This is a genomic window from Salinigranum marinum (genome assembly GCF_024228675.1).
GTDB classification, from domain to species: Archaea; Halobacteriota; Halobacteria; order Halobacteriales; family Haloferacaceae; genus Salinigranum; species Salinigranum marinum.
In genome coordinates this window covers 964,197-978,858 of sequence record NZ_CP100461.1, presented here as the reverse complement: position 1 = coordinate 978,858, position 14,662 = coordinate 964,197, and the positions used below count along the sequence as shown (strand labels likewise).

The window sequence follows — 14,662 nt, the reverse complement described above, 5'->3', positions numbered from 1 at the left end:
CTGTACAGGTATGAACGCTCGGGAAGACGTCGCGTATCTCGTCGGCTCGGAGTGTCGCGTCGAGACGCTCCGAACGCTCGACACCGAATCGCTTCGCCCGAGCGCGCTCGCAGAACGGGTGTCGTGCGCGAGAGAGACCGCACAGCGGAACCTCGCGGGCTTCGTCGAGCGCAACTGGGTGCAGAAACGCAACGGGACCTACGAACTGACCGCGGCCGGACGGATGGTGCTCCGGCGATACTCCCGTCTCGAGCGGACCGTCGAGAGCGCGGAACGCCTCACCGTCTTCCTCTCCAACGTCGACGACGTTGTCGACGGAGTCGACCCGGAGTTGCTCGCTGGGCAGACGGTCACGACATCGACGGCGGAGAACCCACACGCCCCGATCGAACGGTGGCTCGGGATCGTCGACGGCGTCGCGGGCACCTACTACGGGATCACGCCGATCGTCAGTCGGGTGTTCAACCAGGCCGCCGAGCGGGCGATCGGTCCCGACACCGAGATGGAACTCCTCATCGACAGGTCCGTCCTCGATACCTCCCGCGAACAGTTCCCCGACGCACTCGAGTTAGCGCTGGAACTCGATCAGTTCACCCTGTGGATCTCGCCGACTGACCTGGAGTTCGGACTCACGATCTGTGACGGGCACGTGTGGCTCGCCGCGTACGACGACCTGGGCAACGTCGTCGCGAGCGTCGACGGCGACGACGAGGCTTTCGTCGAGTGGGCACACGAGGTGTACGAGAGCCGCTGCGAACGGGCGAGCCGAGTCGAATCCGAGGGCCTATCCGTCCCCTGATTCACCGGCGATCCGTTCGGAACCGACTACTTCGAGGTCTGCGTGGTTCGGCACTCACCCCTCGACACCTTCGGTGAGTACCTCTCGAACCACGTCCGGGTCCTCGAGGAGTTGGTGTTTCGTGTAGCTCCCTTCGGCGCTCCCCCCGCTGTGTTTCGACTGTTCGATGATGTCGAGAAAGGCGTGTTCCTTGAGGAGGTCACGGACGCGTCGGAGCGAGAGGCTGTCCGAGCCCTGTCCGGCGCAGATGTTCCCGTACACCTCGTAGACGCGACTCGTCCGGAAACCGTCGTCGCGCCCGCCCGACAACGAGAGCATCGCGAGCGCCTGGAGCACGTACCGTGAGTGGGGAGTCGACCCACGGATGAGTTCGCGGAAGCGGTCGGTTTCGGCGCGCTCGCGCGCCTGCGTGACGAACTCCTCTTTCACTGTCGTCGACCCGGTCGACTGGGCGATCTCGCCCGCGTAGCGGAGGATATCGATCGCCTTCCGCGCGTCACCGTGTTCCCGTGCCGCGAGCGCGGCGGCCCGCGGAACCGTCGACGCGTCGAGGACTCCGTCGCGGAAGGCGTCCGACCGCGCCTCCATGATCGCCCGCAACTGGTTTGCGTCGTACGGCGGGAAGACGAACTCGCGTTCGCAGAGCGAGGACTTGACGCGCTCGTCCATGCGGTCTTTGTACTGGATCTTGTTCGAGATACCGATGACGCCGAGTTTGCACTCGGTGATCTTCCCCGCCTCACCCGCCCGCGACAGCTGCATCAGGATGTCGTCGTCGCTCAGTTTGTCGATCTCGTCGAGGATGATGAGGACGACGTCGTAGAGGCGGTCGAGGATCCGCCAGAGGCGCTTGTAGTACGTCGAGGTCGACAGCCCCTTGTCGGGGATCCGAACGTCGGTCACCGCGGGCTGGTTGACCCCCTCGGCGATGGTCTGGACCGCCTGCGTCTCGGTGGTGTCCTGCGCGCAGTCGACGTAGGCGAACGTCGCCGTCACCGACTCCTCGCCCGCGGTGTCGACGAGTCGCTGAGAGACGTACTTCGCACAGAGGGACTTCCCGGTCCCGGTCTTCCCGTAGATGAGGACGTTGCTCGGACTCTGTCCGAAGATGGCCGGATTGACCGCCGCCGCGAGGCTCGATATCTCGTCGTCGCGACCGACGATCCGTCCCTCGCCGGGCAGGTGGCTGATCTCCAAGAGCTCCTTGTTCGCGAAGATCGGGTCCTCCCGGGTGAAGAGGTCGTCGGCGGTGTCGGGCATGTTCTGCCACACCGGGTTTCCGGTGAAATGCGTTACTATTCTGCGGCCGAGAGACACACACCGGGTTTCCGGTGAACGAGGGAGAAGACGGCCGGGGGTGCAGGTGAAACGGAGGTATCGATTCACCGGAAACCCGGTGTCGACCCCAGGACACGGGCCGGACCCGGTGGTCCGAGCGGATCGAGTCTAACGGACAACAGCGAACGTGCGAGGGATGAACGGAGAACGGACGAAAGTGGTCGGAAGGTCTCAGAACCGTGTCTCCTCGAGGAGGTAGTGCTACGATCGGGTTCACCTGCAACACAGTCCTGAACGAACTGAAAAGTAGTATGCTGAACGGGGTACGGTAACGAAAACAGTAAACACATTTAATATTTGTGTTCTGGAGACCGCGGGTCGACCGCCCCGACACGGATTGTTGAGCGGCGAGGCTGTCACACGACCCCAGTTCACCGGAAACGTGGTGTGTCTCACGGGGGAGGTCACTCTCACGTCCCGCGAGAGAGCACTCGCACACCCCGTGTTCTACGAGAGGTTGACCGCGGTGTTTCACGACGCGAACTCCCGGCCATACTTCGGGAAGTCGCCGGTCGCGGCGACCGTGTCGTTCGAGCGCTTGCGCGTCCGCGGCTCTCCGGGTCGCCGTTCACCGGAAACGAGGTGTCCCGCACGGACACGGGCGAACTTTCGCCATCGAAGTGACTGCCGCCCTCGACTGCTGGGACGGACTGTCGTTCACCGGAAACCCGGTGTGTCAGTCACACACGGATCCCCCGGTTTTCCCGTTATTCCCCGGTCGGTACCGGTTGTTTTCACCGGAAACGTGGTGTGTTCGCTTCGGAGTCACCGACCGGACCGACCGGTCCAGGACACGGATTCGAGACGGAGGTCGAAGTCCGAGTCCACCGGAAACGTGGTGTGTCTCGTCAGAACGGCTCCGTTCGGCCGGTCGGGGTCTCGTTAGCGACGCTCCGGGAGTGCCCGTCGGCCTCGACACGCGATCGCGACCCGAGAACGGCTGTCGACGCCCGGCCCGCTTCCGGAGCCGCTTTCACCGGAAACCCGGTGTGTCGCCGTCCTCGCCCGCCGATTCGAGCGCATCTCCCCAGAGCTACGGTCGGGTGGTTCCATCGGCGGTGACGAGGGTTCCCGACTCCTCCGGACGTGGGTCCTCCGAGGCGTCCGCGTCGCCGAGAGCGAGGACGGCCCACTCGTCGCGGACGGACGAGACGCCGTCGAAGACGTGCTCGGGAACGAGGGGCATCGGAACCGGCTGGTAGGCGTTCGCCCGCATGGCGGCGACCCCATCGTAGATCCCGACCGTTCGGCCCCCGTTCGTCGGGGTTCGGACGCGGAACCGTTTGTCGTCGGGGTCACGGGCGTACGAGTAGGGGAACACCGCGGGATCGGGGCAGTTGAGCCCGTCGACGCCGTCGAGGTGTGCCACCACGGTGTCGTCAGCGCCCCGGCCGACGTCCCCCCGAGAGGTCTCTGTCCCGTCGATCCGGCCCGCGTCGACGAGCAGGACCGAGCGCTCGTCGCCGTCGCCGTCCTCGCGCCAGACGAGGTCCGCGGGGTCGGAGTCGGTCCGGACTGCGGCGTACCCCCCGCCGGCGAGCGCGACGCGGTCGGGACCGTTGTAGAACGTGCGTCTCCCCTGGGCGTCCTCGGCGGCGACCAGCGGCGGGTCGTGCAACAGCGCTCGGACCCGCCGTGCCTCCGCCTCGTCTTCGACGACGAACAACGAGAACCGGTCGTTCCCGCGGTTGTTGCGGAGACGAGAGACCAACATCGTCGGCGTGGCCTCGTCGGGAGCGAGCGGTTCGATCGCCACACGGGAGGCGGTCGCCCGGGTGACGAACGGGGTGGCGTCAGGCGTCGGATCCGCGAGTCGGGGCGGCAGCCACGGTCGCCCGGGAGCGGTCACCTCGTAGCCACGGCGCTCGCAGGCCGCGCGGCCGGCCGCAAGGAGTCGATCGGTCATCGTCCGGAGTACGGACGCGAGAGACAATACCGTTGTCGTGCCCCGGTGCCGTGTCCGAAGCGAGCACCGTGGCCGAGACGCATCTCGTCCCCCGACGCCGGAAGAGGCGCAAGCCGTTTCCGCGGTGGAACACTACCGTGGGTAATGACAGACGAGTCCACCGAGTCCACCGCGATCGGTTCCGGCGTCGGTGCCGGCGATTCCGGGGGCGACGGTGACGGTGAGCAAGGGGGCGAAGACGGCGGCCCCGCCGACGCGGAGGCCGGCGCGTCGCCGCCGCTCTCGCGCGACGAGTTCTACCGGGCGATCGAGGCCGAGGGCCGGCCCGTGGTCACCGCACAGCAGGTAGCCCGGCGTACGGGAACGACGCAAGCTGAGGCCGCCGCCGCGCTCGCCGATCTCCGAGGCGACGGCGTCGTCCGGTCGGTCGACGTCGAGACCGATCCCCTGGTGTGGTTCCCGAGCGAGTGGGGCGACCTAGCGACGCGCGAGCGCGTGATCCTCTTCCCCCAGCGACGCGAGGTCGTCGTCGACGCCCCGACCCAGTACACCCGCGCGCGGATGGCACAGTTCGCCCACCTGGTCGACACGACGGGCGACCGCGAGTCGGGGACGAGAGGCTACCTCTACCGGATCAGGCGCGAGGACGTCTGGAGCGCGCCGTTCGACTCGCTCTCGGAGTTGCTCGCGCTGATGCGATCGGTCCTCCCCCGACGCTCCGAGCCACTCGAAGACTGGGTGACCGACCAGTGGCAGCGCGCGAACCAGTTCACTCTCTCGACCCACGAGGACGGCTACACCGTGCTGTCGGCCGCCTCAGAGAACCTGATGGGTAATGTCGCCCGACAGAAACTCGACGAGGAACACCTCCACGGGCCGATCTCCGACACCGAGTCGTGGGTACGCGACGGAGCGGAAGCGGCGATCAAGCGGATCCTCTGGGAGGCGGGCTATCCCGTGGTCGACGAGCGCGACCTCGAGACGGGCGACCCGCTCGAGGTCGAGCTCCACGTGGAACTCCGCGACTACCAGCGAGAGTGGGTCGACGCCTTCGTCCAGAAGAAGGCGGGCGTCCTCGTCGGGCCGCCGGGGAGCGGCAAGACCGTCGCGGGGATGGGCGTGCTCGAGGCCGTCGGCGGCGAGACCCTGATCCTCGTCCCCGGGCGCGAACTCGCCGTCCAGTGGCGCGAGGAGCTCCTGACGCACACCTCCCTCTCCGAGGGGGAGATCGGCGAGTACCACGGCGGGACCAAGCAGATCCGGCCCGTCACGATCGCCACCTATCAGACGGCCGGGATGGACCGACACCGCTCGCTGTTCGACTCGCGCCGGTGGGGGCTCATCGTCTACGACGAGGTCCACCACATCCCCTCGCGAGTCTACCGGAGAAGTGCGGACCTCCAGGCCAAACACCGCTTGGGGCTGTCGGCGACGCCAGTGAGAGAATCCGACGACGAGGAGGAGATCTTCACGCTCATCGGCCCGCCGATCGGGACCGACTGGACGAAGCTGTTCGACGCGGGCTACGTCCAGGAGCCGGAGGTCGAGATCAGGTACGTGCCCTGGCGCGACGACGAGGCACAGAACGAGTACGCCGCCGCGGACGGGCGCGAGCGTCACACGATCGCCGCGACGAACCCCGCGAAGATCGAAGAGATCCGGTATCTGCTCGCCCGACACGACGACGCGAAGGCGCTGGTGTTCGTCGACTGGCTCGACCAGGGCCGCGAGATCGGCGAGGCGCTCGACGCGCCGTTCGTCAGCGGCGAGACGCCCCACTGGGAGCGCGAACGGCTGTTCGAGCGCTTCCGGGAGGGGGAGCTACGGACGCTCGTCGTCTCGCGCGTAGCCGACGAGGGCATCGACCTCCCGAACGCCGGACTCGCCGTCGTCGCGTCGGGACTCGGCGGTTCGCGACGCCAGGGTGCCCAGCGCGCGGGCCGGACCATGCGCCCCGCGGGCAGCGCGCTCGTCTACGTCCTCGCCACGCGGGGTACCTCCGAGGAGGACTTCGCCCAGCGACAGACCCGCCACCTCGCCGAGAAAGGCGTCCTCGTCCGCGAGAACGACGTGTCGTAGTCGGTCCGGACCCTCGGCCACGTCCGACTCGATTCGGGCCCTCGATCGAGCCCAACCGTTAAGCGCTCCGTGGTCCACTTACCCTCGATGACCCTCCCCGGCGTCGACCTCGCGTCGACCGACGACTACCGGTCGCGGGTGGCCGCGCGCCTCGACGCCGGGGACGCGCTCGTCACCGAGGCGTTCGACGACTGGCGCACGCACGTCCGGCGACACCACGGGGCCGTCTTCGACGACGACCACGCCGCCGCGGCCGGAGGCGACGCGGAGACGACCGCCCCGCGCGATCTGTTCTGCGACACGCTCGCGTTCGACGCGGCCGTCCGTGCGCTCCGGCGGACGATCGAAGCGACGTTCGGCCTCCGGACCGACGAACCAACGGACGCCCTCGACTTCTCGCCAGCCCACGACGCGATCGACGTCTCGGTTGCCGACGCCGACGCGACGGCGACGGAGGCCGGCGACCACGACGGGACCGCCGCCCGTGCGGTCGACCCCGCGGCGCTGCTCGCGGTGGACGCCGACGACCTTCGACGGCTGTACGAACGGACCGTCCCGGCTCCCTCGCGTCGGGTGTTCGGCGAGTACTACACGCCGCCGGGGGTGGCGGAACTCGGCGTCGAGGCGGCCGCGGCGAGCGTGGACGACTTCTCGTCCGCCCGGGTCATGGATCCGGGGTGCGGTGCCGGGGCGTTCCTGACGGCCGCGTTGCGGCGAAAGCGCGGCGACGCCGCCGCGTCCGACGCTCCTGCCACCGCCGTCGAATCGATCGAACGGCTCACGACCACCGTGGTCGGCGTCGACGTCAACCCGGTCGCCGTCGCCGCCGCGCGGACGGCGTACCTGCTCGAACTGCTTCCGATCCTCCGGGACGGCGGCGTCGAACGCGTCCCGCTCCCGGTGTTTCTCGGTGACGCGCTCGGACTCGCGGGGGACGCACCGACCACCGGCGTCGAGGGGGCGGCGACCGTCCTCCTCGGGAACCCGCCGTGGATCCCCTGGGAGCGACTGCCCAGCGCACAGAAACGCCGACTCCGTGAGGGGCCGGTCGAGCGACTCGGACTGTTCGACCTCCAGGGAGCCGTGGCCCGCCTGGGACACGCCAACGACGACCTCTCGCTCCCGTTCGTCTGGACCTGCCTCGACCGGTATCTCGACGACGGGGGCGTCGCCGCGTTCGCCCTCAAGCGCGACCACCTCGGGGGGCCGGCGGGGCGGCTCCTCCGTTCCGGGCGGGTCGGATCACGGCCGCTCTCGATCGAACACGTCCACGACTTCGCCGCCGTCGATCCCTTCGACGGCGTCGACGCCGCGGCCGCGCTCTACCTGTTTCGGGTCGGCGGGTCTGACCGCGACCCCGAGGACGCGACGGAGACGACGCCCGAAGCGGTCCCTACGACGGTGTGGGAACCGACGGACTGCGTGGCCGACTTCGGCTCCCTGGCCGGGCTTCGGGCGACGCTTGCCCGCACCGAGACGGGGCTCCGACCGGTCGATCCGGACGACAGGGCCGGGCCGTGGCACCGGACCGACGCCGCCGTCGACGCGCTCGGCGACTGTGCGTACCGGATCCGACACGGGTTGAAAGACGACGCGAAGGCCGTCTTCTCCGTCGAACCCGACCGACTCGCCGAACTCGAACCCACGCACGTCTACCCGTACCTCCGGTCGAAACACGTCGTCAAGTGGGGGCTGTTCGGCCACGATCGCTTTCTCGTCCCGCAGCGACAGGCCGGCGTGGACAACGAGCGCGCCCTGGCGCGCGAGAGCCCGGCGACGTACGACTACCTCACGGATCACCGCGAGCGACTGGAAGCGCGCGGCTCGTCGTGGTTCGAGGCGGGCCCCTTTTATTCGCTGTTCGGCCTCGGGCCGTACACGTGGGCCCCGTACAAGGTGGTCTGGTGCCGGCTCGGCTTCAAGCCACACTTCGCCGTCGTGTCGACGGTCGACGACCCGGGACTCGGCGAGAAGACGGTCGTCCCCGGCGACCACTGCATGTTCGTCGCCTGTGACGACGAGCGTGAGGCTCACTACCTCTGTGCGCTGCTCAACGCCGCACCGTACCAGCGCTGTCTGCGCGACCTCGCCGGCGGGGGAAAGGCAGGGCTCTCGAAGTCGGTCGTCTCGTCGGTCTCGTTACCCACGTGGGCGGACACCGACCGGCAGAACCGCCTCGCAGATCTCTCGCGCCGGGCACACGCGATCGTACCGAATTACACCGACTGCTCGAAACGCACGTACAACGACCGTTCGATCCCCGAACTCGCCGCCGTCGAGCGGGAGATCGATGCCGTCGCCACCCGGTTCCTCGAAGGTCGCTGACGGCGCGTGCCGTCGCCACTGACTCGGAAACGGCCTCAGTACGACGGGCGGTTCACCGCACGGAACCGGAGTCGCCGGTAGTCCGCGACCCACGTCCCCTCGCGAAAGCGGTCGTCGCGCAGGCGCGCCGCGATGCCCGCGACGACCGCGTCGTACTCCCCGTCGGGGACCGGGTCGAGGAGGTCGTCACCGAACATCGCGAGCCACCCACCCAGCCCGTCCTCGCCCGCGTCGAGTTCGGTCGGTCGGTCGAACAGGTGCGCCCGCTGGACTTCTAGAGCGTGCGACTCCAGCCGGGGGGCGTACTCCCCGATGCTCGGGAAGTACCACGGGCTCTCGCAGTCGTACCCCCGGGCGGCGAGCTCTTCGGCCGCCGCCTCGACGATGCTCGCGACGTTGCCGCGCCCGCCGAGTTCGGCGACGAACGCGCCGCCGGGGCGGAGCAGTCGGGCGACCCCGGCGAGGACGGCGTCGTGATCGGGGCCCGGGATCCAGTGGAGCGCGGCGTTGGAGAACACCGCGTCGAACGCGCCGGCCGAGTCGCCGAACGCCGCCGAGAGCTCGCGGGCGTCAGCGTGGACGAAACGGAGGCCTTCGATCTCCCCGTGGCGGTCGCGCGCCCGATCGATCATCCCGGTGGCGCTGTCGACGCCGACGACGTCGACAGCGCGGTCGGACAGCTGTCGCGAGAGCTGGCCGGTGCCACAGCCGAGGTCGAGGACGCGATCGCCCGCGTCGAGATCGAGCAGGTCGGTCACGCTCTCGCCGTACTCGTAGACGAACGCACACTGGTCGTCGTAGCGGTCGGCGTCCCACGCCGACTCGTCCCGACTCGTCATGCCACCCGATACGTCGACCGTGACGTAAGCGTCGGGGGTCGATCCTCGCACGGCAGAATGGGAACCCTTAAATTCGGAGACCCGGTTACGATACGATGACCGCTCTTAGCTCAGCTTGGTAGAGCAGCCGACTGTAGATCGGCTTGCCCCCCGTTCAAATCGGGGAGAGCGGACTCGAAATAAACGGGTTCTCACGCCTCTCACGACGTCTAGCCGGAGGTGTGTCGCGGTGAGCGGATCACCTCCACTCAAGGAACTCTCTCGTGACGAGTTGATCGAACGCGTTCGGGATCTAGAAGAGCGCGTCGACCGACTCGAACAAAAAGAGTACCTGAAGGCGCTCGTTAGGCAGGTACTCGCGGAGGACCAACCCGACCTAGAGACGCTCGATGCCGCCCCGCTCCGCATCCAGCGGGTAACTCGGCTCCCCGACGACGTCGCTCGTGAGGAACTGTCTCCGAACGAGTACCGGGCTCGGTGGGTCTGGATGAACCTCGGCGACATCTCGCATCGCGTCGACGGCGGGCGAGTCGTAAAAGCCGGGCAACTCCGGCGGCTCCTTCAGACACGGGACGGCGAGGACGAGAAGATCTACAGGGTCACGGTCGGTCGGGTGATAGACGCGGTCGCCAGACTCACCGACGGCATCGCCAGGGCCACGAAAGCGAAGAACGGAGAGCGACGGCTGTTCGTTCCAAACGACTGGCGGCAGCAGGCCGAATCACGGGAGGACGAGTAACACACCATGTTACGGAAGCGGTACCATCGGTGTTCGGTTAAGCATTGGATCGCCTCATGAAGGCCTCAGCCACTCGTTCGCTGAGTAAGAGCCGCGATTTCTCTGGTTGGCGGGCGTCACGAAACATCAGCTCCGACAGATTCGGCGGTGGATGTCCGAGCGACTGTGCCAGATCTTCGAGGATGAGCTGGGCGAAAGACCGGAAGGTCTTCGCCCAGCGCTCACGGGGGAACACCGTCTCTGGAAACAGCTCTTGAAACACGCCGAGCAAGGCTCTGCTGACCGTCAGTGTCAGCAGAGCCGCCACCACCAACAGGTGGACGATCGCTGGATCACTCGTCTGGAACTTCTCCAGCCCATACAGCGACTTCAGTTCCCGGAACAGCAACTCCACTTCCCACCGCAACCCGTACAGGGCCGCGATCTGCCTCGGAGTGAACGCGTCGGGGAGATTTGTGACGTACAGATGGTAGTCGTCGGTGTCCTCGTTGCGGACACCGACGACGCGAACCTCCATCGAATCGGTTGACTCCTTCCCAGCGTATGCTCGCCGCTTGAACGAGATCTCCACGGTCACATCGATTATCTCCCGTGTGAGGTCACTCAGGACGTCCTGGAGGCGACGTCCTGGCAAGGAAATGGCGCGCCCGCGCCATTTCCGCCGTTCTCCGACGATCAACGGGTTCGCGTTCGACTTCAGCCGTGTCAGGAAGAACCCACCGTTTTCCTCGATCAACGCGAACCGACGGAAATTGTAGAACCCGAGATCGAACAGCACCAACCGGCCTCGCAGCCAGCTCCCCGTGCGGAGCTGGCTGCTCTCGTGGGTGCATTCGTCGGTGAGCTGGAACTGCTCGATCGTCTGTGTCGTCGCGTTATGGACGAGGTGAAGCTTCGCGCCGGACTGATCCGCGTGAGTCGCCGGAAACTCGCTGAGGAGCCGATGCAACCGGAAGACGGTTGCATCGGCGATCAACACCTCACGAAACAACTCGAACTGGGGAGCGATCGTGTGGGGAACCGCGACCTCCTCGAGAGCGTGCTCGAGGAGGTCGCTCAACAGTGTCGCAAGTGCTGGTGTGAACCGGTCGTAAAAACTGGAGCGGGCAACAGTCTGGTTGGTCGCTGCGGAGTAAGCCCGCTGAAACCCGGCGATAGTGCGGGCTTCGCCGTCGACGGCGAAGCCCATGATGAGCGTCCAGACGAGCATCGTGATGTCGATTGTCCGGTGGCGTTGGACGACATCGCGCTCGCGCGCGATGTCTTCGATAACCGCTGCTGGAAACAGGGAAGTGAGCCGCCGTCGTATGAGGTTCGGGGAGAGCGTCTTGAACACATTCTCTCCCCACGCGGTCTACATCGATAGCTTCGTCAGTGGAGCGCAGTCACCCGATTCAACGTCTTAACCGAACACGGATGGAAGCGGTACGTAACAGCGTTGTTACGTGGGTGGCGTTACGTGGGGGGTGGCAAGCCACCCCCCTAGCTGTCAAGCGAAAAAAACCGACGCACAGCGCCGCGAAAGCAAGTGTTTTTGAGCGACAGCTAGGGGAAGCCCTCAGACGCGAAACAGTAGTGTAGCGCCTGAGGGCAACGCTAGTCGCTCAAATCGGCGTAACAACACTGTTACGTGCGTGGTGTCAGACCGCGTCGGCAAGATCCACCAGGACATCCTCGACCGCGTCGCCATCGACGACGAGACACGGGACGCGATCGGGACGGGGAGGGTCCCGGGGAACGTGCGGCCACCGACCGGGGTCGACGTCGGACTCCAACCACTTCATGAATCGTCGTCTCTGAGTTCGCCGCCGTCGGTCAACAGCGCTGACTCCGTCCTGGTGACCCGACCGCGAATGAGCTTCAGATCCTCTTTGAGGTCGGCCCGAATGTGCTTGATGTAGCGAGCGAGCCCGAGGACGAGCAGCGCTGTGACCGGGTCCGTCGCCGACAGCAGTGCATCGATGAGCGCCGACATGGTTACTCTCCGAGGACGGCGTCGAGCAACGGCCCGATGACCGGACCGGCGACGTACAGGGCGACCAGCAGCGCGAGCCCGATCAGGAAGATCGACGTCGACGTCTCGGCGGACGATCGGGTCTCACCCTCCGAATCGACGAGGACGTCCGAGATGGATCCCTCACCGGTAACCGAGGGACCGAAGACGTCGCTCGTATCCTCGTTTCCGAGGAAGCCGCCGGAGGGTGAGGTGAAGATCGTGTCCTCCGCGCCAGGACCGAGTGTGTGTCGGGTGAGGAGCCGGCTGTACGCGGTTGCGCGCTGACCGGCGGACTGATCGAGGCCGCCGGTGGCCTGGTACTCGGCCGCGTCGCGGAAGAAGCGACCCGTCGCTTCGTCGGTCGATCCGGCCGCGTAGTCTCCGACTCCGGCGACGGTGGACCAAGCGCCGTCGAGAACGCCCACGTCGATCAGAGCCCCACGGTGTTGCCCCTATTCAGCTGGGCGATCCGGCCGGCGGCGTCGAAGCCGTCAGGGAGGTAGCCGGTGCGCTCAACGATCTGTTGAGCGAACCCTGGTTCCCAGGTCGACGAGTCGCCTGGATCGTTGACCGAGCTGTCGGGGGCCGTCGTCGACGAGCTCGACGAGGATCCCGAGGACTGACTAGCGAACTGTTCCATCTGATCGATGAGCGATTGCTGATTAGCGGCGAAGCCGGCGAGGACGTCGTCCCGGCTGGTGGCCCCCGAGGACGTGGACGAGCCGCCACTGCCGCCGCTGAAGATCATCACCGCTGCGATTCCGAAGCCGATGAGCGCCACGAGGACGCCCGTGTTGTTGTCTGGCATTTTTCAGTTACCTCCGAGTAGCGCGAGTGCGAGTCCGCCGACCGCGAGAGCGGCCGCGAGAACCCACGACGATGAGCCGGAGCTCGATCCCGAGCCGGTCGTCGTCATCGTCGATTGGTAGTGATTCGCCGTCTCGACCGCTGGTTCTCCCACGACCTGTTCGGGCTCCGCGCCGACCGAGAGCGCGGCCTTCTCGCCCTCGCTGAGACGTGAGTACGACCCGTCAGGGGCGTCGCCCGTCTGCCAGTCGAGCCCGTCGATGAGCCAGTGATCGAGGTCTTTGTCGGCTGTCTCCGCCGACCAAATACCGATTCCGGGGACGTCGACCGACACCGCGGGACCGGCGTCCTCAATGTGCTTGCTGTACGGAGCCCCACTGTAGTCCCGGATCTGACCGGTCTCTTCGAGCGCGAAGAGTTTGTACGCCCATTCGAGCCCACCGGGAGCGTTCGCGTTGCCGGGTGTGGTGAGTTCGTTGCGCGTCACTACTCCGCCGTCGGTGAGGTCCGCGACATCGGATGGGACTGGCACTACTGACCGCCTCCGTTGCCGTTGCCCGCGTCGTCCGGCGGTCCGCGTCCCTCTCGCTTGGCTCGGATATCTGGCGGTCCGCGTCCCTCTCGCTTGGCTCTCGCCACCTCGGTCGCCTCTCCTGGCTCTCGGGCGTGCTCCACCTGCTCAAGATGGTCTGTGGCGATACCCTCCGCTCGGAGTATCCTGATAATCGCCTGTATCTGCTCTCTGTTGAGTTGTGCTCGTCTCATGCTAGATCGGATGATCGTGTGGGTTCAGTCCTTGCCTGTGAACATCGTAATCGATCGAGGCGTCCGTACCCTGATCGCTGTAGTCTACTCTCGTTTTGCTCGTGAGGGTCGAGTCGTAGCTGAGAGTGAGCGGAGAGTCCTCAACGAAGTAATCTGTGCCGTTAAAGTCCTCCACCTTGTTGCCGAGCTCGTCGTATACTCTCAGTCGCGTCACGACTAGGTCCGTTGTCCACGTAATCACCACTTCATCGGTCCTCGTGGGCTGGGGAGGAGTCCATTGAAGATTACCCCCAAAGTTACCGCCCGTCGACGACTCCGATGCCGCATTGAGATACCCGTAAGGCTGTGATGCTTCTTTGGTCTTTGGCGGGCTGATTGGAGGATCTTGTCCCATCCTCTCACCTCGCGTAGATACTGTAATCGAGCTCGTTCTGAGCCCCACTGTCGTCGACGATACGGACCTGAACGTGCGGACTAGCGACGGCCGCTCGAACGAGGACGTTCGTCGTCGAGTCTCCGGCGTAGTCGCTGAGGTCGCCGTCGTCGCGAACGACGACGTCGGTACCCGAATCGTCCTGAAATGCGACTTCGACGTGGAACGATCCATCCGCGTCGTCGACGGCGACGACGACGAAGTCCGCCCGATCGGGAGCCTCGAACGACTCCGAGACGGCCGATGCGTTCACATCGACGGCGGTGTCCTGGCGATGGACGAATGCGGCAGAGGCGGGAGCGACTTCGCTCCCGTCGTCCGCCTGAACCGAGCCGACCACGGTGCGAACCATGAAGTCGATGTCAACGGCCGCCTCGCTGATCGAGACGGTGACACCGTCGTCGTCGGTGTAGGCGTAGAGGGCGGACCCACCGAGGTTCGAGAGACGGACTCGGTCGCCGGCCTTAATTCGGTCACCGTTGCGCTTGACCTCCTGTCGGTGGTGGCCGACTAGGATGTCCCCGCCGGTAATCGACGCCTTCCAGGTGTCGTACGCCTGCTCTTCGTTGACGATTTTCACCGTCTCGCCGGCCGGGATGTCGATGTCACCCATCGATGGGCCTCCGACTCACCGGC

Annotated in this window: 15 protein-coding genes and 1 tRNA gene; 5 read left to right on the top strand and 11 right to left on the bottom strand. The window is 66.4% G+C overall.

All coding sequences use genetic code 11. The annotated features are described in order from the left end of the window. Nucleotides 1-10 precede the first annotated feature (10 nt). A complete protein-coding gene (locus NKJ07_RS04800) occupies nt 11-799 on the top strand; it encodes a helix-turn-helix transcriptional regulator (RefSeq protein ID WP_318569452.1) in 789 nt (262 codons plus the stop codon). Nucleotides 800-853: 54 nt separating this feature from the next. Here NKJ07_RS04800 and NKJ07_RS04795 read toward each other — a convergent pair whose 3' ends face one another. Together NKJ07_RS04795 and NKJ07_RS04790 are read right to left on the bottom strand one after the other, a co-directional pair. Beyond that, nucleotides 854-2,059: a Cdc6/Cdc18 family protein gene (locus tag NKJ07_RS04795; protein WP_318569451.1), complete on the bottom strand. Its 1,206-nt coding sequence runs from the start codon at nt 2,057-2,059 to the stop codon at nt 854-856. Nucleotides 2,060-3,170: 1,111 nt separating this feature from the next. Further along, nucleotides 3,171-4,043 carry a hypothetical protein gene (locus tag NKJ07_RS04790; protein ID WP_318569450.1) on the bottom strand — a complete coding sequence of 291 codons (873 nt, stop codon included), beginning with the start codon at nt 4,041-4,043 and terminating at the stop codon, nt 3,171-3,173. Between the two features lie 144 nt (nt 4,044-4,187). On the opposite strand from NKJ07_RS04790, the gene NKJ07_RS04785 reads away from it, so the two are divergent. Then, a complete protein-coding gene (locus tag NKJ07_RS04785) occupies nt 4,188-6,122 on the top strand; it encodes a DEAD/DEAH box helicase (RefSeq protein ID WP_318569449.1) in 1,935 nt (644 codons plus the stop codon). Between the two features lie 87 nt (nt 6,123-6,209). Further along, nucleotides 6,210-8,447, top strand: a complete 2,238-nt coding sequence (locus tag NKJ07_RS04780) for an N-6 DNA methylase (RefSeq protein ID WP_318569448.1) — start codon at nt 6,210-6,212, stop codon at nt 8,445-8,447. Between the two features lie 35 nt (nt 8,448-8,482). Here NKJ07_RS04780 and NKJ07_RS04775 read toward each other — a convergent pair whose 3' ends face one another. Then, on the bottom strand, nt 8,483-9,286 hold the full coding sequence (locus tag NKJ07_RS04775) for a class I SAM-dependent methyltransferase (protein ID WP_318569447.1): 804 nt from the start codon (nt 9,284-9,286) through the stop codon (nt 8,483-8,485). A 99-nt stretch (nt 9,287-9,385) separates the two neighbouring features. On the opposite strand from NKJ07_RS04775, the gene NKJ07_RS04770 reads away from it, so the two are divergent. Together NKJ07_RS04770 and NKJ07_RS04765 are read left to right on the top strand one after the other, a co-directional pair. Further along, nucleotides 9,386-9,459: transfer RNA gene (locus NKJ07_RS04770), tRNA-Tyr, on the top strand. Nucleotides 9,460-9,515: 56 nt separating this feature from the next. Next, the gene (locus NKJ07_RS04765; RefSeq protein ID WP_318569446.1) at nt 9,516-10,025 is read left to right on the top strand and encodes a hypothetical protein; all 510 of its coding nucleotides are present in this window, start codon (nt 9,516-9,518) and stop codon (nt 10,023-10,025) included. A 37-nt stretch (nt 10,026-10,062) separates the two neighbouring features. On the opposite strand, the gene NKJ07_RS04760 is transcribed toward NKJ07_RS04765, so the two are convergent. The 8 genes from NKJ07_RS04760 to NKJ07_RS04725 form a co-directional block, all read right to left on the bottom strand. Next, entirely contained in the window at nt 10,063-11,361 is a 1,299-nt protein-coding gene (locus tag NKJ07_RS04760; protein ID WP_318569445.1) for an IS4 family transposase, read from the bottom strand. Nucleotides 11,362-11,665: 304 nt separating this feature from the next. Further along, nucleotides 11,666-11,809 carry a hypothetical protein gene (locus tag NKJ07_RS04755; protein WP_318569444.1) on the bottom strand — a complete coding sequence of 48 codons (144 nt, stop codon included), beginning with the start codon at nt 11,807-11,809 and terminating at the stop codon, nt 11,666-11,668. Next, nucleotides 11,806-12,000: a hypothetical protein gene (locus NKJ07_RS04750; RefSeq protein WP_318569443.1), complete on the bottom strand. Its 195-nt coding sequence runs from the start codon at nt 11,998-12,000 to the stop codon at nt 11,806-11,808. Before NKJ07_RS04750 ends, NKJ07_RS04755 begins: the two co-directional genes overlap by 4 nt. A gap of 2 nt (nt 12,001-12,002) precedes the next feature. Further along, nucleotides 12,003-12,446, bottom strand: coding sequence for a hypothetical protein (locus NKJ07_RS04745; RefSeq protein WP_318569442.1), 444 nt, complete (start codon nt 12,444-12,446; stop codon nt 12,003-12,005). Between the two features lie 5 nt (nt 12,447-12,451). Continuing rightward, complete coding sequence (locus NKJ07_RS04740; protein WP_318569441.1) at nt 12,452-12,829, bottom strand: hypothetical protein; 378 nt, start codon at nt 12,827-12,829, stop codon at nt 12,452-12,454. A 3-nt stretch (nt 12,830-12,832) separates the two neighbouring features. Continuing rightward, on the bottom strand, nt 12,833-13,360 hold the full coding sequence (locus NKJ07_RS04735; protein WP_318569440.1) for a hypothetical protein: 528 nt from the start codon (nt 13,358-13,360) through the stop codon (nt 12,833-12,835). 234 nt (nt 13,361-13,594) lie between these two features. Continuing rightward, a complete protein-coding gene (locus NKJ07_RS04730) occupies nt 13,595-13,987 on the bottom strand; it encodes a hypothetical protein (RefSeq protein ID WP_318569439.1) in 393 nt (130 codons plus the stop codon). A gap of 4 nt (nt 13,988-13,991) precedes the next feature. Continuing rightward, nucleotides 13,992-14,639: a hypothetical protein gene (locus NKJ07_RS04725; RefSeq protein WP_318569438.1), complete on the bottom strand. Its 648-nt coding sequence runs from the start codon at nt 14,637-14,639 to the stop codon at nt 13,992-13,994. Nucleotides 14,640-14,662: the final 23 nt, after the last annotated feature.

Coding starts and splice junctions, on each gene's coding strand:
- NKJ07_RS04800 (WP_318569452.1), top strand. CDS start 11: ATGAACGCTCGGGAAGACGTCGCGTATCTCGTCGGCTCGGAGTGTCGC.
- NKJ07_RS04795 (WP_318569451.1), bottom strand. CDS start 2,059: ATGCCCGACACCGCCGACGACCTCTTCACCCGGGAGGACCCGATCTTC.
- NKJ07_RS04790 (WP_318569450.1), bottom strand. CDS start 4,043: ATGACCGATCGACTCCTTGCGGCCGGCCGCGCGGCCTGCGAGCGCCGT.
- NKJ07_RS04785 (WP_318569449.1), top strand. CDS start 4,188: ATGACAGACGAGTCCACCGAGTCCACCGCGATCGGTTCCGGCGTCGGT.
- NKJ07_RS04780 (WP_318569448.1), top strand. CDS start 6,210: ATGACCCTCCCCGGCGTCGACCTCGCGTCGACCGACGACTACCGGTCG.
- NKJ07_RS04775 (WP_318569447.1), bottom strand. CDS start 9,286: ATGACGAGTCGGGACGAGTCGGCGTGGGACGCCGACCGCTACGACGAC.
- NKJ07_RS04755 (WP_318569444.1), bottom strand. CDS start 11,809: ATGAAGTGGTTGGAGTCCGACGTCGACCCCGGTCGGTGGCCGCACGTT.
- NKJ07_RS04750 (WP_318569443.1), bottom strand. CDS start 12,000: ATGTCGGCGCTCATCGATGCACTGCTGTCGGCGACGGACCCGGTCACA.
- NKJ07_RS04740 (WP_318569441.1), bottom strand. CDS start 12,829: ATGCCAGACAACAACACGGGCGTCCTCGTGGCGCTCATCGGCTTCGGA.
- NKJ07_RS04730 (WP_318569439.1), bottom strand. CDS start 13,987: ATGGGACAAGATCCTCCAATCAGCCCGCCAAAGACCAAAGAAGCATCA.
- NKJ07_RS04725 (WP_318569438.1), bottom strand. CDS start 14,639: ATGGGTGACATCGACATCCCGGCCGGCGAGACGGTGAAAATCGTCAAC.